The sequence below is a fragment of the Candidatus Saganbacteria bacterium genome, from assembly GCA_016223245.1.
Lineage (GTDB): Bacteria > Margulisbacteria > WOR-1 > XYC2-FULL-46-14 > XYC2-FULL-37-10 > JACRPL01.
In genome coordinates, this window is record JACRPL010000016.1 from 62,510 (window position 1) to 84,659 (window position 22,150).

The following is a 22,150-nucleotide window of genomic DNA, read 5'->3' on the forward strand; positions in this document are numbered from 1 at the left end:
TTCAATCCCTCAAATATTCGCGAAGTTTCTTTGCCCTGGTAGGGTGTTTGAGTTTGCGTAAAGCTTTGGCTTCGATCTGTCTTATTCTTTCTCGAGTGACATGGAATTCGCGTCCCACCTCTTCTAGTGTCCTTGGGTGGCCGTCATCGATACCAAATCGCATTTTAAGAACTGTTCGTTCCCGTTCGGAAAGCGACGACATTACTTCTTCAAGATCTTCCCTCAATAATCCGTGCATGACTATCTCATCAGGCGCTACAACCCCCGCATCTTCCACGAAATCGCCTAGTTTTGAAGATTCTTCGTCCCCAACTGGCATTTCAAGTGATAATGGAACTTGGGAGATCTTTATTATCTCGCGTACTTTATCAACGGATATACGAGACCTTCTCGCTATTTCTTGTTCTGTAGGTTTTCTTCCCAATTCCTGCAAAAGCTGTCGGCTTGTTTTTCTTAAACGGTTTATTGTTTCAACCATATGGACAGGTATTCTTATTGTACGGGCTTGGTCGGCTATAGCTCTAGTTATTGCTTGTCTTATCCACCAAGTGGCGTAAGTCGAAAATTTGTAGCCTTTCCTGTGGTCGAACTTTTCAACCGCTCGAATAAGACCTAGGTTGCCTTCTTGTACCAGATCCAAGAATAGCATTCCGCGGCCGGTATATTTTTTTGCGATCGAAACCACAAGCCGAAGATTTGAATTTACTAGCTTATGCTTTGCCGCGCGTTCGTTCAATTTTACTTTTTTTGCAAGATATACTTCTTCCTCGCCGGTTAAAAGTGGGAATCGCCCGATCTCGCGCAGGTACATCCTGACAGTGTCGTCAACGCCGATGCCGTGCATTTCGGTGACGCCGCCTGTCAGTTCGTCTTCTTTAAGATATGGGGTCTTCGCCGGTTTTTCTTCCGCGATCTTAAAGCCGTGCGACAAGAGCTCCTCTATCTCGTCGATGTTCTTTTCGGGTTCAGGATATATTTGGAGCAATTGCTCGGGGGTTATCGAGCTTCTTCTCCCGGCCCGCAAATGTTCGATCATTTCTTTTTTATCTATCACGTTGCCCCTCCTTAATTCTATCGTGCAAGGGACCTAAAAATTTCATTTAGGCCCAAATATTCTTTATTCATGGAAGCAATGGCTTCCGCCCCCCCCTTTTTTTCAGAGTCAGAAAACGCATTTCGGAGCGCTTCCATCTTGTTCTTTATAGCCTCCGCTTTGAGGGAATTGATGCAGTCGGAGAGTATGAGTTCCCGGTCTTCCAAGGGTTCCTCGCTTAACATTATCTCCCGTAATATTTTGCCTTCATCAGTATTCGCCAGGTTTTCCAAGACAACATTTGCCGGGCTTTCAAATATTTTCTTTGCGAGTTCTTCGTATCGTCCAAAATTCTCTAACTGCAATTCATCTTTTATCCTAACGGTTGCTTCATCCCACTCGATCATTAATCTGATCAATTTTTTCTGTGCTTCAATAACTTTTGAAGATGGCTTTGCCGTTGTCCGCCGCAGACTGCTTCTTGCCCTATAAAAAGAATATTTGCTTTTAACTTCGCCTTCAAGCAATTCGGCCGAAATCCCGATCAACTGTGACGCTAGCTTTATGTATTCGCTTTGCAGTATCTTGTCTTTTTCGTCCGATAGGATCGCGGATGCTTCATGGGCTGCGCGCGCGCGAGCTTCCGCTTCATTCAAATTAAAGCGCCCGATAACGCGCCTAAGTTTAAATTCAAGGGCAGGGCATGATGCTTTTACGCTTTCGATAAAGGCTTCTTTTCCGGATCTCTTTATCATCTCATCTGGATCTTTAGCGTCTTTTAGTTGAGCAATTCTTATTCGAACATCAGCTTCTTTTAGGATTTCTTGTGCGCGTTCGGTTGCCGCAACTCCCGCGGGATCCGCATCAAAAGCCAAGACCACCATATCGGAAAATCTCTTTATAAGCTTTGCCTGCCTTGGCGTGAAGGCCGTCCCAAGAGGCGCTATGACATTTTTTATTCCCGCCTCATAAATTGATATGACATCCACGTTGCCTTCAACCACAAGCGCGAACTTTTGCTGTTTTATCGCATCTTTTGCAAGCCCCAAATTGTACAAGTTGTCCCCTTTGACAAAAATTTCCGAATCGGGAGAGTTCAAATATTTCGGCTCCTCGTTATTAAGAGCGCGTCCCGAAAATCCGACGACTCTGTTCCTATGGTCTGTTATCGGGAATATCAGGCGATCGCGAAAACGGTCGTAATATCCTTGAGCGTTCGGCCTCGGGATTATAAGCCCAAGTTTTAACAGATCCTCAAGTTTCGCACCGCGGGACAATAAATATTTGGAGATTGCGTCCCAAGAATTCGGCGCGAACCCGAGCCTGAACAATTTTGGATCGGCGATCCCGCGTTTTTTTATATATTCATTAGCCCCATCGATATTTAATTCAAAGAACTCGCATGCCGCTTCCGCAAGAGCGTATAAATGATTTTTTTGTTCCCTGTTTTTTTCGTCGTAAGCCGATCTTTCGATATGGACCCCGATCTTGTCGCCTATGATCTCTGCCGCCTGCAAAAAATCGGTATTTTCCATCTTCATGACGAAAGTAAAGACATTTCCTCCTGCGCCACAGCCGAAGCAATGGAACATGCTCTTTTCTTGCGATACCACAAATGAAGGGGTTTTTTCGGAATGGAAAGGGCATAGGCCCAGGTAATTCTTTCCTTTTTTTTTGACAGCTACATAGGACGACACGATTGAGACGATGTCGGCCTTTTCTTTTAGTTCGTTGATCAATGATTCTGGGATCAAAGCGTTGTTCTCCATTCGGACGGGACGAATAATTCATTGAATTTATTTATTGCGAACCTGTCTGTCATGCCTGCGATAAAGTCTATTGTATGCTGTAGCTGTTGCGCATTCTCGATGCCTTTCTGGAATTTCGCGTCGTAATGATAATGCCTGAACAATTGTTGGAGAAGTATCGGGACCTTTGATTCTTCCTTTTTGGCCAGAGGATTTGTATAAACATTTTTATACATAAAATCATAAAGGCCGTCTATCGCTTCTTGTATCTTGTCAGACAATTTAATATTGGGCTTATCAAAGCTGTTCTCGATTATATCTCCTACAAGCGTATCCAATATTTTTTCACCAAGCGTATCCATATATTTTTTTGGCAGATCAGATTTCTTTAATACTTTTGCATCGATCGCGTCTTCTATATCATGCCTTATATAGGCGAAACGGTCGGAAAGCCTGACTATTTTCCCTTCAAGCGTGTTCGGCCAAACCGATTCGCTTGGGTGGTTTTTTATCCCATCCAAAACTTCCTTGCAAAGATTCAAACCAAGCCCGGCTCTCTCCAAAACTTCTACAACCCTTAAACTTTGGAGATTGTGATGGAACCTCTGCCCGTAATTATCTTTTAGAATATCATCGAGCGCGAATTCTCCAGCGTGCCCAAATGGCGTATGGCCCAAGTCGTGGCCCAAAGCTATCACTTCGGCCAGGTCTTCGTTTAATCTTAATGCGCGCGCGATCGTCCGTGCGATCTGCGAGACTTCAAGCGTATGCGTCAATCGGGTCCTGTAATGGTCTCCTGATGGAGATATAAATACTTGCGTCTTATGTTTTAATCTCCTAAAAGATTTGCAGTGGATTATTTTGTCCCTGTCCCTTTGGAACGCTGTCCTGTAAGGGCATTCGTCTTCAGGGCGTTTTCGTCCTTTTGTGCCGGACGAAAGACAAGCAAAGGGAGAAAGGCTTGCTTTCTCCCTCGCTTCTATATCAGTCCTAATAAGTTTCAGCTAATTCACCTGCCATATTATAACCGCGGCGCCCGTTCTCCGTAGCAGTGCTACTGCGAAGGGTGAATTTAGCCGCAGGTTATTCACTTATTTCTTTTTACTTTTGAGAACCGCATGCGCAGCCGCGAGGCGTGCAATTGGAACTCTGTATGGCGAACAGCTTACATAATTGAGTCCCGCATTGTGGCAGAACTCGACAGATTGAGGGTCTCCGCCGTGTTCTCCACAAATGCCGACTTTAAGGTCCGGGCGAGTTTTGCGCCCGCGTTCAACCGCCATTTCAACAAGCTGGCCAACGCCTTCCGCATCAATAACTTGGAACGGATCATTTTTATAAATTCCCAGGTCAACATACGCGGGAAGGAATTTACCAGAGTCATCGCGTGAAAGTCCCAGTGCCATCTGTGTCAGGTCATTTGTCCCGCATGAGAAGAATTCCGCAACTTCTGCGATCTTATCGGCTGTAATACATGCTCTTGGGATCTCGATCATTGTGCCTATCATGTATTTAACTTTGACGCCGTATTTCTTTATCGTTTCTTCCGCGACTTGTTTTATGATCTCCATTTGGTTCAAATATTCTTTTTCTTCGCCGACCAACGGGACCATTATCTCCGGGCGGACATCGATACCTTTTTTCTTAAGTTCGCATGCGGCCTGCATTATAGCTTGTGCCTGCATCTCTGTGATCTCGGGATAGATTATTCCAAGACGGCATCCGCGATGCCCGAGCATCGGGTTGAATTCATGGAGAGAATTTATTTTCTGCTTGATCTTTTCGAGCGATATCCCCATTTCATCAGCCATTTCCTGCTGTTGTTTTATCTCGTGAGGCACAAATTCATGAAGCGGCGGGTCGAGCAAGCGGATTGTTACAGGCAATCCCTTCATTGCTTCGAATATGCCAAGGAAATCCCCCTTTTGCATAGGAAGAAGTTTCAATAACGCTTTCTTGCGGCCAACAACATCGTCGGCCAAGATCATTTCACGCACAGCTTTGATCCTATCGCCTTCAAAGAACATATGTTCCGTGCGGCAAAGGCCAATTCCTTCGGCGCCAAAACCTCTTGCAACTTTTGCATCATTTGGAGTATCGGCGTTTGTCCTGACGTTCATGGTCCTAACTTTGTCAGCCCAACCCATGATCTTTCCAAATTCTCCCGAGAGTTCAGGATTGATCGTTGGGACTTGGCCTTTCATAACTTCGCCCGTGCTGCCGTTTAGGGAGATCCAGTCCCCTTCTTTGATCGTTGTGCCGTTAACCGAGAATTGCTTTGCCTTGTAATCGATATGCAAAGCTCCGCATCCAGCGACGCAGCATTTTCCCATGCCGCGGGCGACAACTGCCGCGTGGGAGGTCATGCCGCCGCGAGCGGTCAATATCCCTTGGGCAACGTCCATGCCGCCGATATCTTCAGGCGATGTTTCAATCCTCACAAGGATTATTTTCTTGCCGTCCGCTGCCCATGTTTCCGCGTCATCCGCGTGGAATACTACTTGTCCCGTTGCGGCTCCAGGTGACGCTGGAAGTCCTTTTGCTATAACTTCTTTTTTGGCTTTTGGATTAAACATCGGGTGCAAAAGCTGGTCTAGCTGGTCGGGAGAAATTCTCAATAATGCAGTATTAATGTCGATCAACTTTTCGTTTACCATATCACATGCGATCTTTAGGGCGGCAGGGGCCGTGCGTTTGCCGTTGCGAGTCTGCAGCATCCATAGTTTTCCTTTTTGGATCGTAAACTCGATATCCTGCATGTCCTTATAATGGTTCTCAAGTTTTTTATATATCGCAACCAAAGTTTTATAAGGTGTCGGCATGACTTCTTCCAATGTCTTTTGGTCAGGAGATGACTTTGTCGAAGAATTAACAGGCTCAGGCGTACGGATACCTGCAACTACGTCCTCGCCTTGGGCGTTGATCAAATATTCACCGTAGAATTTTCTCTCTCCGGTCGATGGGTTGCGCGTGAAAGCAACGCCTGTTCCCGAATCGTTTCCCATGTTCCCAAATACCATTGCTTGGACGTTTACAGCCGTTCCCCATTCGTGAGGAACTTTGTTTATCTGTCTGTATTTGATGGCGCGTTCGCCCATCCATGATCCGAATACGGCTTCGACCGCTCCCCATAATTGTTTCCATGGGTCTTCGGGGAAATCAAAGCCTTTTCTTTCTTTTATTGCGGCCTTGAATCTTTTTACTAGTTCTTTAAGAGCGGCAATATCTAATTCAACGTCGAGCTTGACTCCTCTTTCCTTTTTTACTTCGTCCATGATCTCTTCAAATGGATCGATATCTGTTTTAGTTTGCGGCTTGAGGCCCAATACCACATCTCCGTACATCTGTACGAATCTGCGGTATGCATCATACGCGAACCTTTCATTTTTAGATTGTTTCGCAAGGCCTTTCACTGTCTTGTCGTTCAAGCCAAGATTTAATACTGTGTCCATCATTCCGGGCATGGATACACGGGCTCCCGAACGAACTGAAACTAGAAGTGGATTTTCGTGATCGCCGAATTTAGCTCCCATCGCTTTTTCAATATGGCGGATGCCTTCTTCCATTTGTCCTTGAAGCGTCTTTGGATATTTGCGGTCCATTTTGTAATAGACCGTGCACATTTCGGTTGTGATCGTATATCCAGCAGGAACCGGGATCCCAAGCTTGCCCATCTCCGCGAGGTTGGCGCCTTTACCTCCCAACAAATTCTTCAAACTCGCATTCCCGTCAGTCTTTGAACCCCCGAATAGATACACGAACTTCTGGCTTTTCCCCTTTAAACTTTTTACCATTTTTTTACCCCTTCCTTTTTATTTGATTGGAGCTGATCGGGATTGAACCGACGACCTCCTGACTGCCAGTCAGGCGCTCTCCCAGCTGAGCTACAGCCCCAAATTATTCATGATATACAACCGCCTCTTTGCCCCAAAGACCTTCCAGATCATAGAACGCGCGTTCTTTTTCGGACATGATATGCACCAAAATGTCGCCAAGATCATATATGAGCCAGCCGGATTCTTTGGATCCTTCCCAAACGATCCCCTTTATGCCGCGAGCTTTAACTCGTGATTCTATTTCTCTTACGATAGCTTTTAATTGAGGGGTCGAATCTCCCGAAATAATAATCATGTAGTCGGCAAATTTGCCTGCGCGCGTAACATCGATAATGATCGGATTGATCGCTTTCTTGTCTTCCGCGGCATCAATTACAAGCTTTATAAGTTTATCAGTATCTTGCTTATTTCTCAAGGCTTACCCTGTCCGTCAAATAGCCCGTTACGGCCTCTTTTATCTTCCTAGGGTCGGGTCTCATGTAATACACGCCGTCTATGATCTCGTCGTATCCTTGGAGCAGGGACATTTTGATCTGTCCGTAATCGTATATCCTGCGCATGTTAAGCGCCAGCCCCAATATCTGCTTGGTATCCAGGTTGGAATCCATGTACGAGAACAGCCGGAGCAATATCCCCGGCGACCTCAAAACATTTTCTTTATTTGTGATCTGCGATGCGAGGGCTTTTATGAATTTTTGCTGGCGCAATATCCTGTTTAGATCCCCTCCGTCAGTCCTGTATCGCATATAGGCCAGGGCATTTTTTCCGTCCAAGCGCTGCCTTCCGGGGTACAGATCGACAAATAATCCTTGGGAATTGTCGACATAGTACATCCTTTTTTCAACATTTATCTCTATCCCGCCGATCTCATTGATGAGATTCCTGACCCCGGCAAAATTGATCACTATATAATATGGGATCTTTACCCCTAAAAAGTTTTCCGCGGTCTTTCGCGAAAGGTCCGGGCCGCCGAACGCAAAAGCATGATTTATCTTGTCTTCCCCCCGGCCGGCTATTTCTACCCGCGTATCCCTCGGTATCGAAACAAGGCCGACGGTATTCGTTGCCGGATTAATGTGGGCGACCATTACGCTGTCGGACCTTTTTACGGGGCCTTCCCCGTCAACGCCCAGTATGACCACATTTGTTTCACCCAAAAATTTGTCGCCCGGGATCAGCGTAAGCAATGTCTCAAAAAGCATGAATTTTGATATGACAGCAAGGGTAAACCCAAAAAAAGCTGAAAAAGTTATAAGAAGTATAATGAATGAAATAAATATCCCGTTGAAAGGTATTTTATATTTTGGGCCCGAATATTTCTGCCCGTATATCTTTTTTATGTAATCCGATTCCCAATTATTTCGCATTAGTGCCTTTTTTCCCGCCCATAATATAATAGTTCCTCGTCCTGATAGTCTGTTCTGATATCGGATAACCGCTTTCCAAGAGCGATCCGATCATCATGCTTGTGGACATTATTATTGCCTTATCCATATTCTTGTAGGCCATCGCCCTTATTTTCTCGACGCCATTGAATCGCCTTCCGCTTTCGATATGGTCTGCAAGATATAATATTTTTTCCAAAATGGTCATATTCTCGGAGCCGACCGTATGCTTTGCAATTGCGTTCAGTATATTATGATCGTGAATGCCAAAAACTTCTTTTGCGAGCACCGCTCCGAGCCGCGCATGCATGTGTCCCGCTTCGATATATTTTCCGCAGTCGTGGAGGAGGGCGGCGATAGAAGCTTGATCCAAACTGACCTTATAATGCTTGGCAAGTTTTATCGCTTCTTTTTCAACTCTTAATGAGTGGTTAAAACGATCCTTCGGAAGCCATTTTTTTAGTTGGACGCCGAGCCTTTTGCGATCATCCTTCTTCATTATAAGTATTTTACCACAGTTATGTTATAATTTTTATTGATGAATAACATTGCGGCGATAATTTTAGCTGCGGGGAAAGGCGTCAGGATGCAATCGGATCTCCCGAAGGTTTTTCACAAACTCGGGGGAAAACCACTGCTTCAGCACGTTATAGAAACAGCCCAAAATATCGGGATCAAAGATATCTATGTCGTAGTAGGTCATAAAAAAGAATTGTTGGTCGACTATTTCAAGGGCTGGCCCGTAAAATTTATTTCGCAGGACGAACAATTGGGGACAGGCCATGCAGTTTTGATGGCACAGCCGTTTTTAAAAGATTTTAATGGCACTGTTTTGGTTTTGGCAGGAGATGTCCCGCTTCTTTCGGCAGAAACTTTAAATAAGCTCATCGATTTTCATGTGAGCCATAAGGCCGCGGCGACCGACCTAACCGCAAAACTTGACGATGCCGGAAATTATGGAAGGATCGTCAGGGGCAAAGACGGCAAGGTTTTGAGAATAGTTGAGAAAAAAGATGCGAGTGCGGAAGAACTTCAGATCCAAGAGATAAATTCAGGTACTTTTTGTTTTAATTCCGAGGACCTTTTTTCGGCGCTGACAAAATTGAAGCCGGAGAACGCGCAAAAAGAACATTATTTGACGGACACTATAGAAATATTAAACAAAATGGATCGCCCCGTGTTTGCATATATGACGGGCGATTTCAAGGAAACCCTCGGTATAAATACCAAAGAAGAATTAGCTGCGCTTGAAGCCCGCCTAAAATAATTTTGCCTGAAGTGAAATTTTCAAAATTTGCATGCGATAAAAGAATGGACGACAAACAAGCTTAATTTGAGAGGAAAAAAAGAAAATGTTTCTCAATGTGATTGGAATGAGCGCGCAAGCTTCATTGCCCAGATCGAATTCTATCGGTTTATTTGATGCCAGGAAGGCGTTAAACGACCGAGGCTTCACTGTAAAATTATTAAGGGTCGATGCTTGGACGCTTTCTTGCCTTTCCCGAGTGACCGATTCTTCCCATGCGCAAGATATTTATTGGAAAAGTCCGTATAACCAGATGCTTAGGTTTATCGATGCCGCAAAAGACATAAAAGAATCCAGGGGAATTTCTAATCCGATGCCGATCCATTTGCCGAACATCGCACAGCTTCGCCTCATTGGCGCCGATGGTTTAAGGCGCTTATTTGAAGATACAAAAGCTATGAAGTTCTTTGCCGAAAGAGTTATTGATACGCAATCAGGAATTGCCGACCTTTCGATCCTGCCGCTAATGTTTGACCGTTTTAAAGTATAAATATTTCCCTTCCGCCTGAAATTTTTTATTTCACCGCACGATAAGCACATATGGGTGGAAATAATAATGCCGCTTACTAGAGTTAGCGGATTTTCCAATGCATATCTTGGATTGCCTTCCGTTATGGCCAGGCTGGTCAGATCGGACATGGCGTTTCTTGGTATTAATATTAATAGGGGCACGCTAAGATCATTATCAGGGATGCCTCCAGCGCAGTATTACGGCTTGCATAGCCGGCTTGAGGTTTTTCAGAAAGGACATCCCTTTTCAAAATTTAGGATCGACGCTCCGGATAAGTTCCAGGGGTTTGATTTTTCCGTTTTACCGGATGCTTTTTTGTCGTCCCGTGTTTCCGGTGTTCTGCTCGACCTCGCGAATATTGAAACAAACTTCGCGCGGTTTGAGCGTGAAAAACAAATGATTTTGGCGGATAGCGGGACGCCGGCCGCTTTCCCTGTCCAATCTATAACTCCCAGGCCTCCTATTGTTGAAGTGGATTCTGGCGCAATAGTCCCTTCGCAGGAGCCGGGCCATGCGGCAATTGTAAGACCAAAGCATCCAGTGAAAAATCCCATTTCAGCCGCGGCACTTTTTAAAAATGCCTATTTATTTTTACTTTTCATTTTCGTTAGGGCGAAGGTCAGGATCATAAAAGCCTTTGGGGCGGGCGGCGGCGAAAAAGCGGCATTAAATATCGTTGATCTCAAAAATGAGATGGGCGAAAAGATCGTTGCGATAATTGATTATCCTGAAAATGTTCCCAAGTCAGAAGCTTCTTTTGCGCCGTGGGTCATCATCCCTCCCGCTTGGGGAAAAACCAAAGAGACATATTTCCTTTTGGCATTGTACTTGCAGAAAAACGGGTTTGGCGTTATGCGCTATGATGACACTCATGGGCCCGGCGAAAGCGACGGGCAGATCGTCGATTCAACCCTTTCAATTTCAAGCATTAATGTTTCCGCTGCCGTAGATTACCTTTCAAAAACTATCGGAGCCGCAAATATTGCCGTCGCGCCTTTCAGCCTCTCTACTCGCGCGGCCATAAAAGCCGCGTCGCGAGACAAACGCATCGCGGCGCTATTGCCTATTGTCGGTTCGCCCAATATCCAAAGCCTTCTACGAAATGTTTACGGTGAAGACCTGGTCGCCGCAAACAAGGATGGGAAAAAGATCGGAATGGTAAACATGATCGGAAATTATACGGATGGCGATAACTTCTTGGATGACGTGCGCAAAAATAGATTTTCTGATCTTGATACTACTGCCAGAGATCTGGAAAAAGTAAAAGTCCCGATAATTTGGTATTGCGGAAGCGAAGACGAATGGGTTGATCCCAAAGAAGTCGAGGCGGCTCTTTCCTCGCACAGCGCGCGCCATGAAGTTAAAGTCGTCGAAGGCGTTACGCATCGTTTTAGGGAAGCCCAAACAGCGCATCTTATTTTTATCCAATTCACTAGGGATGTTGTGGGGCTCATGATGGGGAATTATAGAACCGAAGTTGCAGTTCCGGGAACATCTGAAATCATGTACAGAGGAATGATCGAGCGATCAAGGATCGCCGTTGAACACTCGAAGGAAAAAGAAAGGCAAAATTGGGAAAATTACCTGGAAGGATTTGATATCCTTTTAGAATCCGACGACTACAGGTCATATATCAGGGAAGTAGCCGAAGCCGTAGATTTTGTTCCAGGAGAAAGGTTGGCTGATATTGGCTGCGGCACCGGTAATTTTGAAGAATATTTGTTGAATGGGATATTGGAAGAGATCCTTAAAAGTGGAATTACCGGTAGCGGAGGGGAAATAACCGCGATCGATATCGTTGCTAACGGATTAGCCAAAACAATGGAAAAAGTTGACCAGGTCAGGCGGAAGCGGCAGGGGCTTCCCAATGTGGTTGCCTTGCAAGCCGACGCCGATATAAGCTTTTTGAGGGTGATCGAAAGATTTAAAATGGGAGAGGTTGAATTGGAAGGCTTAAATGAGCTCATGTGCGGGTGCAATATAAATATCCCGAAGATAAAAGATAGGCAAAAGCTTCGAAGCTTTTTAAGGGGAGATTTAAGGTTGAATTATTTGGACCTGATGGCGATCGCAGGCATTGAGAATATTGATGTTGTAATTGAGCTTGATCGCGCTAGAAGATATATCGAAAAAAAGATCGGCCTTGACGACTTTAATAAAAAAGGCCAAGAAAAAGTTTCGGCTTCGGGCAGGATCGATTATGGGGAACTTTTGATCGAGGACTTGAAATTTGACCAGCTGGATTGGCGGATGAGCTTGCGGAATACTACTCTTCCTTTGAAGGAGGGAGCTTACGATAAAATCGTATTAAGCCTGTGCCTCTCGTATCTTCGCAATCCCCGCGGGACCTTGGCCGAAATAAGGAGGGCGCAAAAACCCGGAGGGAGGATCGTTGTCACAAGCCTTAAGCCGGACGCGGACATTTCGAGGATCTATTCCAGGTTCTTAGGCAAGATAAAAGAAAAGTACCAGGGAGAAGGCCAGGGAGAAGCTCTTTCCAGGGCGCGGGCGCTGTTCAACGACGCGATCAAATGGATCGAAGTTGAAGAGGAAAGCGGGCGCTTTGTTTATTTTTCCGAAGAACAGCTTAGGGAAATGCTCATAGGGGCCGGTTACTCCAATATCCAAATATCTTATTCGTTCGATAAGCAAGCCCTGATAGCGGCAGGTGAACTCCCCCTTGAGTAGCTAGCCTTGATTTCATCCCTGTATTACGAGATAATAAATATTAGATGATCTACTATCCGTTAAGCGCCGCTATTAATTTCTTGGGCAGCCTTTATTTGGGTTTTTTTGTCCTATCAAAAAATAAAAAGTCCCCGTTAAACATTACATTCAGCCTTTTTGCCTTCAGTGTCGCGTTTTGGGGATTCGGATATTTTTTCTGGCAGATCGCCTCTCAAAAAGAAAATGCGCTTTTTTGGGTCCAAGTCCTTATGGTGGGGGCTATCCTTATCCCCGTTTTTTTCTTCCATTTTATTTTGTGCCTCCTAAGGCTGTATGATGAGAAAAAAAACATATTAATTGCGGCATATCTGCTATCGGCATTCTTTTTGATATCGGACTTGACGCCGTTCTTTGTAAAAGAGGTCGCGGAAAGGTCTTTTTTCAAGTTTTGGCCTGTTCCGGGGCCGCTTTTCCATCCCTATCTCATGGTATTTATCGCTTTAATAATATATTCGCACCTGCTGATGTTCCAGACCATGGCCAAAACATCCCTCGGCAGGCTGAAAAACCAGATTAAATATATCTTTATTGGGACATTTTTCGGGTTTTTGGGCGGAACCACCAATTTTTTATTATGGTACAACGTTCCATTTCCCCCCATAGGCAATGGGCTTGTAATGCTTTATGTCGCTTTTACCACATACGCGATAATAAAACATCGTTTGATGAGCATTGAAACGGTGATACAAAAAGGGATATTATACGGCGGGATTTCGGTCCTCGTTTTGACCGCATATGCTGCAGCCGCGTATTTTTTACACGGGTTAAACTACATATGGGTGAACGCGATCCTAGTTTTGGCGCTGGCGACGGCATATAATCCCTTATTAAAAGGTTTCCAATATTTGATCGATGTGGTCTTTTACAGGGAGCGGTACGATTACCAAAAAACCCTAAGGGAAATCAGCTATAAGATATCAACCCAATTGAGGCTGGAAGACTTAACTTCGCTTATTGTATCGACATTTGTCCATACAATGCGCGTTTCGGAGATCTCTTTCTTGATATTGGACAAGGAAAAAGGCCGGTTCCGCTCTATCCCCGCCCCGGTCATAGAATGCCAAAGCTCTTACAAGCAAATTGAAATAGACATTGAAAGCCCGATCGCGAAATATCTTCAAGAGTCGAAAGATGTGCTCCTATTGGAAGAGCTTGAGGACGAGATCGCAAAATTAGAATCTTATGCGGGGAAAGACGGCAAAAAGCTTGACGATTTGTTCGGGGTTAAATTCGAAATCGAAAAATTGGGAACAGAATTGTGGGTCCCAATACTTTCGCAGGATATCCTTATAGGGATAATCTCTTTAGGGTACAAGCTTTCTGGCGATATGTATTCGACCGAAGACATGGTGCTGCTTATGACCCTGGCAAACCAGACCGCTGTCGCGCTCGAAAACGCGCGGTTGTACGAAGAGGTACTCTTGGTCAAGAATTACACCCAGGATATCCTTGAGGCAATGGTTTCGGGCGTCGCTACGATCGATATGCGCGGCAATATTGTAACGTTCAATCCCGCCGCCGAGAAAATAACCGATCTTAACGCAAAAGAAGTGATCGGAAAAAATTATTCCGAAGTTTTTTCCAAAAAGAGCCCGCTATCACAAATTATAGGATCGGCGCTTTCCGGGCGGCAGATGAGAAACCATGAAACAAGCATAGTTGCCGGGAAAAAAGGGCTTGTCCCGATCTCGCTCAACAGCAGCGCGCTTGTTGACGCGAACGGAAAACGATCGGGCATCATTTTTTCGATGTCCGATTTGACCGAAATGAAATCTTTGGAAGGAAAAGTGAGGCAGGCCGATAAGATAGGGGCTTTGGGGACAATGGCGGCCGGCATGGCCCATGAAATCAAGAATCCGCTTTCTTCCATGAAAGTTTTGTCCCAGCTTTTGCCTATAAAATATGAAGATACCGAATTCCGACAAAAATTCATCGAGATCATGCCTCGGGAAATATTGCGCATCGACAGAATAGTCGAATCCCTTCTTGGTTTTGCAAGGGCGGCAACGCCAAAATTTACCATGATCGATCTGAATAAAATAATTGATGATGACGTTAGATATTTTAATGATCAAGCAAAAACTGCAGGCGTAAAAATTATCACAGCCTATGCGGACATTCCGCAGATAGAAGGGGATAGCGACCAATTATCGCAAGTATTTTCTAATTTGATATTGAACGCCCTACAAGCAATGCCTGAAGGCGGAGAAATAAAGATCAAGACCCGAGAGGGGAAAAAGATCGAGAATATCCTTCAAACGGTCGAAGTCGAAGTTTCTGATTCCGGCCACGGGATCTCCGGAGAAAATATCAAAAAGCTTTTTGACCCGTTCTTCACAACTAAATATGCAGGAACAGGGCTTGGGCTCACGATCACCCATAGCATTATTGACGGCCATAGGGGGCTAATAGATGTAAGCTCAAAAGCAGGACGAGGCACTACTTTTATTGTCACTTTGCCTGTCAGCCAGGAATTGGTATAATGGTCGGACTGTGAGGCGGTATGCAAAAGAAATATAAAATATTCTTATTGGAAGACGACCATAAGGTCGCAGAGCTGATAAAAGAGACCCTGCCGGAATACGAAATCTTGGTCGAATCAAGCAATGACAAGTTCTTGAAGGAAATGCAGGAAGCCGCCGCCGATCTCCTGCTTATCGATTTTGACCTCAAGCTAAAAGACGGCCTGCTCACCTATAAGGAAATAGTCCAAAAAAATCCCCACGCCAAGGCGATAATGTTCTCTTCGTCCAACAGCATCCCGCTCGCGGTCGCCGCGACAAAGCTTGGGGCGCTCGATTTCCTGCGAAAGCCCCTTTCGGCGCAGGTTTTGCGCGATTCGGTCGCAAGCGCATTAAGCGTGGAAGAAGAGCTCGCTTTGGACCTTTCACAATTTGCGGATGTCGAGTGGCTAAATGGCATGAGTGCTGGACTAAAAAATCTTCTGGGCCAGATCAAGGCTCATGCCGCTTCTGTTTCCGATATCGTCATATGCGGCGAACGAGGGGTGCCGATCCATAAAGCGGCAGAGATCGTCCATAAGCTTTCAAGGAGTTCCGAAAAGCGATTTGCGGAGATCAATCTTTCATCGTTTAATATTCCGGCGTCCGAAGCGCATTTTTTTATTACGTTAAAAGAGCTTATCTCCGCAAAAACCGAAGCCCCAGGGATCGTATACCTATCCGGCATCGAATCGATATCCGAATCTTTCAGGCACAGCCTGCTCCAATTTATCGGAAGCAAAAAGAGCGCGGTCAGGATAATTATCGGAGCTCATGATATGGAAACCATAACGGGATTTCCCGCGCTAATGGTCCCGCCTTTAGCTTCGCGCCGGGAAGATGTGCTCCTCATCGCATTGGCGTATATCAGGCGGTTTAATCCGACGATCAAATATATCTCCCCTCATGCATTGGAATTTTTCATGTATTATGATTTTCCGGGAAACTATACCGAGCTGAAGGACATGATAATTGCCGCAGGCGCAAGTTTTCCGGGGGCCGAAGTCCTAAATCTCAAAAATCTTCCGATCGATATCAAGCTTTTTGAAAATGTCCTTGCAAATAAGGTGTTTTCAAAGGAAAAGTACGACCTGGTCTCTGCGAGGGAAGAATATGAAAGGTTATTGCTTACGATCGTTCTTGAAAAGTTGAATTTCGACCTAAGCCTCACAGCGAGATTCCTTGAAATGCCAAAAACCCAAGTGTCAGAGCGGCTTTCTATCCTAGGGCTTCCCGAATAAAAGCTTCGGCCTCATCTTTGCTTTTTGCTTCGGCAAATATTCGAATGATCGGCTCGGTGTTTGACGGGCGCAAGTGGAGCCACCCGTAATCCCTTAAGACTTTTATTCCTTCGGTCAGGTCCAAAGTGTCTTTTTGGAACTTATCTTTTATCTTGTCCAAGAAATCCTGTGCTTCTTTGGAAGATTTGCATCCCATCTTATTTTTTACAAGATAATATTTGGGAATATCATCCACTATCTTGCTTAAGGGTCTCTTTTCTTCGGCAAGCAAATTCAATAATATCGCGATGCCTGACAGGCTGTCGCGGTTGAACCCGACTTTCGGGAAAATGATCCCCCCATTCCCTTCCCCTCCGATAGGCGCTTTTGTTGATTTGATCTTTTCTGCGACATAGACCTCTCCGATCTTTGTCCTAATGATCTTGGCGCCAAATTTTTTTGCGATGTCGTCGATCGCTTGGGTTGTCGACAGGTTTGTAACGACTATTTTCTTTTTTGATCTTTTGAGGATGAATTTTGCGCAAAGGCCAAGAGTGTATTCCTCCGAAATAGCTTCTCCTGTTTCCGCGACTATTGCAAGCCTATCGGCGTCGGGGTCTTGAGCGAACCCAATATCGGCGCCTTTTTGTTTTACGATATCTGATAGTTCTTTTATGTTTGCAGGAGTTGGCTCCGGCCCTCTTGGAAAGGGCGAAGCCGGCCTAACATTTATGGCGATCACTTCACAGCCAAGTTTCTTAAGCATAATAGGCGTAATAATGCTTCCAGCGCCGTTCACGGAATCTATCGCAACTTTGAATTTTCTCCTGCGGATCTTTGCGGTGTTAACATTCTTTAATACAAGTTTAATGTGGTCGTCGTCCGCTTTTGTATATGCTTTGGATCTGCCGCCCGACCTTTCTTTGAATTTCTTTGCGTAATAAATATCAAGCAATTCGCTTGCCTGGGCCGAATTCAGGAAAATCCCATCGGACCTTACGAATTTTATGCCGTTCCATGGTTCGGGGTTGTGGGAAGCTGTGATTATTATCCCCCCGTCAGCCTTAAGTTTGCGCACCATTATGCCGACAGTCGGCGTTGTCGCGATCGAAAGGTCTATAACTTTACAGCCGCACGAGACAAGGCCGGAAATGACGATTTTTTTTATGGATCCGGACGAAGTCCTAGTGTCAGCGCCAATGACAACGGAGCCGCCTTTTAAATATGTTCCGAATGCTTTCGAAAGATCAATGCAAATTTCCGATGTAAGCGAATCGGGCACTGTTCCTCGGACACCGGAGATCGATATTTTTAACATTTTTCTTGAAATATTATATCAGTTTGTTATTATATGTCCATGTCGCAAATTGTTTTCGGGGAGATATCGCCTCATCCTCCGATACTTATCCCGCAGATCGGCGGCGCAAGGCTCAATGACGCTGAAAAATCAAAAAAGTCGCTTGAGGCCGCGTCAAATGCGTTAAGATCCAAAGATTTCGATACAATTGTTGTTATCACCCCCCATGGAGCCGTATCGTCCGCATCAGTCCCTGTCTACACAAGCCCGGTATTTGAAGGCGACTTTGCAAATTTCGGGATGCCAAAACCCGTTTTTCATTTTAAAGGCGATACCGAGCTTGGAGTGGCGATTGCAAAAGAAGATACGGCTTTGACGTCAAGGATACCCGAAACCATTTTGGACCATGGGGCGCTTGTTCCATTATATTATATTCTAGAAGCTGGGATAAAGAAACCAATACTTCCGATCGCGATCGCCATGCTTCCACTTCCAAAACTTTTCGAATTTGGAAAAGTGTTGGCGCGCGCCGCCGAAAAGATAAATAGAAAGATAGCTGTGATCGCATCAGCCGACATGTCGCACCGTTTGACGCAAGATGCCCCTTCGGGCTTTGATCCTCGCGGTAAAGAATTCGACGAAAAGCTTGTCGATCTTGTAAGGCGGTATGATGTGAAAGGAATTCTTAATTTTCCAGAAGAACTTGCCTACAGGGCGGGACAAGACGCATTGTGGTCCATCGCGATCTTACTTGGAGCTCTTGATGGCTTAAAAGTTAAGCACGAGGTCTTATCCTACGAAGGCCCGTTCGGTGTCGGATACATGGTAGCGACATTTGAACCAATTAGTTGAACTCGCAAGGAAAGCAATTGAAGCTTTTGTTAAAGATGGGAAAACCATATCTGCGCCAAGCCCTCTTCCTCAAGAGATGAAAGGCCAAGCAGGGGTTTTTGTTTCTTTGAAGAAACACGGGGAACTTCGCGGATGCATCGGGACTTTTATGCCGACAAAACAAAATATCGCCGAAGAAATAATAAGCAACGCTGTGATGTCCGCGACTCAAGATCCCAGATTTTCACCGGTCGGATCCCATGAATTAAAAGATCTCGAAATATCTGTTGATGTTCTCACAAAACCGGAACCGGTTTCCGATATAAAAGAATTAGATGCAAAACGATACGGAGTTATAGTAAAATCAGGTAGAAGAAGCGGATTACTGCTTCCCGACCTTCCCGGTGTTGAAACTCCCGAGGAGCAAATTGAAATTTGCAGAAGAAAAGGCGGAATAGGCATTAATGACCCGATCGAGTTGTTCAGGTTCGAAGTTAAACGATACACATAGCCCGCCATAGGCGGACAGGGAGAATAAGATGATAAAAGTTGGGATAGCCGGTGTTGGAGGATACGCGGGGCAGACATTGCTTTCGATGCTTCTTCGACATCCCGAAGTTGGAATAAAGTGGATAATGTCCGAAGAGGAGCATAAGGGCGAAAAAATTTCAGACCGCTATCCTCATCTAAAAGGAATTTGCGATCTTTCAAGCATTACGTATAGCGATCTAGACAATGTTCTAAAAGATGTCGACCTTGTATTTCTTTCGCTTCCTCACGGTGTTTCGTCAACCATAGTCCCAAAGATCATAAAAACAGAGAAAAAAATCATTGACCTTGGGGACGACTACCGTTTCAGCAAAGAAGCAGTATATGGCTTGCCTGAACTGTTCAAAGATGGAATCAAAAAAGCTCGTTTAGTTGGCAATCCAGGGTGCTATCCTACAGCTTCGATTTTAGCTTTGGCTCCGTTAATTAAAAATAAATTAGTAGATCTCAATTCGATAATTGTCGACGCCAAGTCGGGGATCTCGGGCGCTGGGCGCGGCGCGGCGCTTAAAACGCTTTATTGCGAACGAAACGAGGGGATCACTGCTTATAATGCAGCAAACCATCGGCATATGGGGGAGATTGGATATCAGGTTGGCCTGTTAGCTGGTTTGCCTGTTAACGTCACTTTTGTTCCTCATTTGACGCCGATGTCGCGCGGCATACTCGCGACGTGCTACGGGAAAATGACCAAATCCCAAATCCCAATGACCAACAATGAATTAATTAATATTTATAAGACATATTATAAGGAATCTCCTTTTGTTCGCATTTATGATAGCGGCGAGCCGAATACAAAGAATGTTTCGGGCACCAATTATTGCGATATCGGTGTTGCGATAAACGAAGAAACCAATACGATCATCGTTCTCTCTGTAATAGATAATTTGATCAAAGGAGCCGCCGGTCAAGCTGTGCAAAATATGAACATAATGCATGGATTGCCGGAAAAGACAGGGCTTGATGCAATAGCGATCTATCCATGAAGAAAATAAAAGGCACGATCACCTCTCCTCTTGGTTTTATGGCCGCAGGGCTTGCGGCAGGGATCAAAAGATCCGGAAAACCGGATATGGCGCTTATCGTATCAGCTGTGCCGGCTGTATGTGCCGGGGTCTTTACGACAAACCAATATTTAGCCGCGCCAATAATCGTTTCAAAACAAAATATCAAGTCGGGCCTTTGCCAAGCGATAATTTCAAATGCGGGCAATGCCAACTGCGGCACCGGAAAGCGGGGAATGGCAGATGCAAAGCGTATGGTTGACGCTGCAGCCAAGGCCCTTAAGATTGATCCAAAACATGTTTTGGTTACATCCACCGGATCAATAGGAAAAGCCATGCCGATGGATAAAGTTATATCCGCTATCCCAAAAATTGCAGACAAAGTTTCGAAAAAAGGCGGGCATGATGCCGTATTGGCAATTTTAACAACAGACACAAGAGCCAAAGAGATCGTTGTAAAAGTTGGCGGATATACTATAGCGGGTATCGCAAAAGGATCGGGTATGATCCACCCTTTTATGGCGACAATGCATGCATTTATCACAACAGACGCTAAGATCGACAGAAAAACGCTTCAAGCACTGCTTTCAAAAGCAGTAGATAATTCTTTCAACATGATGACAGTCGACCAGTGTATGTCGACCAATGATTGCGTGTTTGCGCTTGCGAACGGGTTATCAGGGTCAAGGGTCAAGGGTCAAGCGGCAATAAAAAAATTCTATCAAGCTCTAGAAGGAGTTTGTGTTTATCTTGCGGAAGAGATCGCGCGCGATGGTGAAGGCGCGACACAGCTGATACGGATAAAAGTAATTGGTGCGCGAAACGAAAAAGATGCGAAAACTGCGGCACGTGCTATCGCGGGATCGGACTTGCTAAAATGCGCAGTCTATGGAAAAGATTACAATCCTGGCCGAATTTATGCGGCAGTTGGCGCTACATCCGCAAAGATCGATCCTAATAAAATTAAATGCGACATGAAATTTGGGGGGAAAGAAACGATAGTTACTTGTGATCTTGGGGTAGGCCGATCATCGGCGAATGCCTGGGGATGCGATCTAACAGAAGAGTATGTTAAGATCAATGCTCATTATCATACATGACCTCACCCCCTGTCCCCCTCTCCACTTCGTAGAGAGGGGGGATTAAAGAGAGGGAGTCAGAGGATGAGGAAAAGGAGAATCATGTTCACGCATCTAATTAAACGGGCCGAGGCGGTGCTTGAAGCGCTTCCATATTTATTAAAATTCCATGGTGCGACGATCGTCGTAAAATACGGCGGCGCCGCCATGCAGAACGAAGAACTAAAGAAAAGCGTTATCCAAGATGTTGTTCTTCTTAAAATGGTCGGGATGAACCCAATCTTGGTCCACGGCGGCGGGTCCGAGATCAACAAGTCATTAAAGAAACAGGGTATCGAACCCAAGTTTGTTGGGGGCTATCGCGTTACAGATAAAGAAACTATGAAGGTCGTCCAAAAGGTATTGGGCGAAAAGATAAACCAAGAGATCGTTTCCTTGATTAAAAAAGCAGGCGGCAAGGCAAAAGGATTTTACGGCAAAAAAGGCCGCGTCATTAGGGCATATAAATACTGGAAGAAGGATAAAAAAGGCAATAAGATCGATCTGGGTTTTACGGGGCAAGTTGGAGGAGTAAGATATCGGGTTTTGAGCAAATGGATGAAGCTTGGCTATATTCCCGTTTTAACTTCGATCGGAGTGGGGAAAAAAGGCGAAGTTTATAATATTAACGCCGACAAAGCCGCCGCGGCGATCGCCGCATATATAAAAGCGGAAAAACTGATCATGCTCACCGATGTAACAGGCGTTTTGGATAATAATGGCAAGCTTGTTTCAAGCATAAATACATATCGCGCCGATAAGATGATCAAAGTAGGCCATTTATCCGGCGGTATGATCCCAAAGATCAAGTCTGCGCTCTATGCCCTGCGAAAAGGGATCAAGACCGCGCATATAATCGACGGCCGCCTTCCTCACGCCGTTCTTTTGGAAATATTTACCGATCATGGTATTGGGACAATGGTTGTTAGGTGAAGGTGAAGGCGCCGGTATGGATAGGGGGTTAAGGTTAGGGTTAACCCATTCCCCAATAACCTGACCGAAACCGGCTTCCTAACCCTCACCCAAAAACTATTTTTCCCATGCAAGTTTGTCCCCCAATCCCTCGATAGATAAGTGGAACGAT

General features: G+C 45.2%; 18 protein-coding genes and 1 tRNA gene. 10 read left to right on the forward strand and 9 right to left on the reverse strand.

Features of this window, described 5'->3' with window-relative positions; genetic code table 11:
• Position 1 precedes the first annotated feature (1 nt).
• From rpoD to yqeK, 8 genes are all read right to left on the reverse strand, one after another.
• Positions 2 to 1,036, reverse strand: coding sequence for an RNA polymerase sigma factor RpoD (gene rpoD, locus HZC34_06515; GenBank protein MBI5701471.1), 1,035 nt, complete (start codon positions 1,034 to 1,036; stop codon positions 2 to 4).
• Between the two features lie 35 nt (positions 1,037 to 1,071).
• Positions 1,072 to 2,787: a DNA primase gene (locus HZC34_06520; GenBank protein MBI5701472.1), complete on the reverse strand. Its 1,716-nt coding sequence runs from the start codon at positions 2,785 to 2,787 to the stop codon at positions 1,072 to 1,074.
• Entirely contained in the window at positions 2,784 to 3,785 is a 1,002-nt protein-coding gene (locus HZC34_06525; protein ID MBI5701473.1) for a deoxyguanosinetriphosphate triphosphohydrolase, read from the reverse strand. The genes HZC34_06520 and HZC34_06525 overlap by 4 nt, the downstream gene beginning before the upstream one ends.
• Before the next feature lie 87 nt (positions 3,786 to 3,872).
• On the reverse strand, positions 3,873 to 6,575 hold the full coding sequence (locus tag HZC34_06530; protein ID MBI5701474.1) for a pyruvate, phosphate dikinase: 2,703 nt from the start codon (positions 6,573 to 6,575) through the stop codon (positions 3,873 to 3,875).
• A gap of 27 nt (positions 6,576 to 6,602) precedes the next feature.
• A tRNA-Ala gene (locus tag HZC34_06535) sits at positions 6,603 to 6,675 on the reverse strand.
• Between the two features lie 3 nt (positions 6,676 to 6,678).
• Positions 6,679 to 7,032: a ribosome silencing factor gene (rsfS, locus tag HZC34_06540; GenBank protein MBI5701475.1), complete on the reverse strand. Its 354-nt coding sequence runs from the start codon at positions 7,030 to 7,032 to the stop codon at positions 6,679 to 6,681.
• On the reverse strand, positions 7,022 to 7,984 hold the full coding sequence (locus tag HZC34_06545; GenBank protein ID MBI5701476.1) for an LCP family protein: 963 nt from the start codon (positions 7,982 to 7,984) through the stop codon (positions 7,022 to 7,024). The genes rsfS and HZC34_06545 overlap by 11 nt, the downstream gene beginning before the upstream one ends.
• Entirely contained in the window at positions 7,974 to 8,501 is a 528-nt protein-coding gene (gene yqeK / locus HZC34_06550) for a bis(5'-nucleosyl)-tetraphosphatase (symmetrical) YqeK (protein MBI5701477.1), read from the reverse strand. The genes HZC34_06545 and yqeK overlap by 11 nt, the downstream gene beginning before the upstream one ends.
• A gap of 39 nt (positions 8,502 to 8,540) precedes the next feature.
• Between yqeK and HZC34_06555 the strand changes: the two genes are divergently transcribed.
• The 5 genes from HZC34_06555 to HZC34_06575 all read left to right on the forward strand — a co-directional run bounded on the left by HZC34_06555 (position 8,541) and on the right by HZC34_06575 (position 16,288).
• The gene (locus HZC34_06555) at positions 8,541 to 9,269 is read left to right on the forward strand and encodes an NTP transferase domain-containing protein (GenBank protein MBI5701478.1); all 729 of its coding nucleotides are present in this window, start codon (positions 8,541 to 8,543) and stop codon (positions 9,267 to 9,269) included.
• A gap of 85 nt (positions 9,270 to 9,354) precedes the next feature.
• The gene (locus HZC34_06560; GenBank protein ID MBI5701479.1) at positions 9,355 to 9,798 is read left to right on the forward strand and encodes a hypothetical protein; all 444 of its coding nucleotides are present in this window, start codon (positions 9,355 to 9,357) and stop codon (positions 9,796 to 9,798) included.
• A 66-nt stretch (positions 9,799 to 9,864) separates the two neighbouring features.
• Complete coding sequence (locus HZC34_06565; protein ID MBI5701480.1) at positions 9,865 to 12,507, forward strand: methyltransferase domain-containing protein; 2,643 nt, start codon at positions 9,865 to 9,867, stop codon at positions 12,505 to 12,507.
• A gap of 44 nt (positions 12,508 to 12,551) precedes the next feature.
• Positions 12,552 to 15,029: a PAS domain S-box protein gene (locus HZC34_06570; GenBank protein ID MBI5701481.1), complete on the forward strand. Its 2,478-nt coding sequence runs from the start codon at positions 12,552 to 12,554 to the stop codon at positions 15,027 to 15,029.
• 20 nt (positions 15,030 to 15,049) lie between these two features.
• Entirely contained in the window at positions 15,050 to 16,288 is a 1,239-nt protein-coding gene (locus HZC34_06575; GenBank protein MBI5701482.1) for a sigma-54-dependent Fis family transcriptional regulator, read from the forward strand.
• Here the strand turns inward: HZC34_06575 and glmM are convergent.
• Positions 16,266 to 17,585 (reverse strand): phosphoglucosamine mutase, encoded by a 1,320-nt coding sequence (gene glmM, locus HZC34_06580; protein ID MBI5701483.1) that lies wholly within the window; start codon positions 17,583 to 17,585, stop codon positions 16,266 to 16,268. The genes HZC34_06575 and glmM overlap by 23 nt on opposite strands.
• Positions 17,586 to 17,624: 39 nt before the next feature.
• Between glmM and amrB the strand changes: the two genes are divergently transcribed.
• The 5 genes from amrB to argB all read left to right on the forward strand — a co-directional run bounded on the left by amrB (position 17,625) and on the right by argB (position 21,999).
• On the forward strand, positions 17,625 to 18,416 hold the full coding sequence (gene amrB, locus HZC34_06585) for an AmmeMemoRadiSam system protein B (GenBank protein ID MBI5701484.1): 792 nt from the start codon (positions 17,625 to 17,627) through the stop codon (positions 18,414 to 18,416).
• Complete coding sequence (gene amrA / locus HZC34_06590; GenBank protein MBI5701485.1) at positions 18,400 to 18,906, forward strand: AmmeMemoRadiSam system protein A; 507 nt, start codon at positions 18,400 to 18,402, stop codon at positions 18,904 to 18,906. Before amrB ends, amrA begins: the two co-directional genes overlap by 17 nt.
• Positions 18,907 to 18,934: 28 nt before the next feature.
• The gene (locus tag HZC34_06595; GenBank protein ID MBI5701486.1) at positions 18,935 to 19,930 is read left to right on the forward strand and encodes an N-acetyl-gamma-glutamyl-phosphate reductase; all 996 of its coding nucleotides are present in this window, start codon (positions 18,935 to 18,937) and stop codon (positions 19,928 to 19,930) included.
• Entirely contained in the window at positions 19,927 to 21,048 is a 1,122-nt protein-coding gene (gene argJ, locus HZC34_06600) for a bifunctional glutamate N-acetyltransferase/amino-acid acetyltransferase ArgJ (protein MBI5701487.1), read from the forward strand. Before HZC34_06595 ends, argJ begins: the two co-directional genes overlap by 4 nt.
• Positions 21,049 to 21,129: 81 nt before the next feature.
• Entirely contained in the window at positions 21,130 to 21,999 is an 870-nt protein-coding gene (gene argB / locus HZC34_06605; protein ID MBI5701488.1) for an acetylglutamate kinase, read from the forward strand.
• Positions 22,000 to 22,150 lie beyond the last annotated feature (151 nt).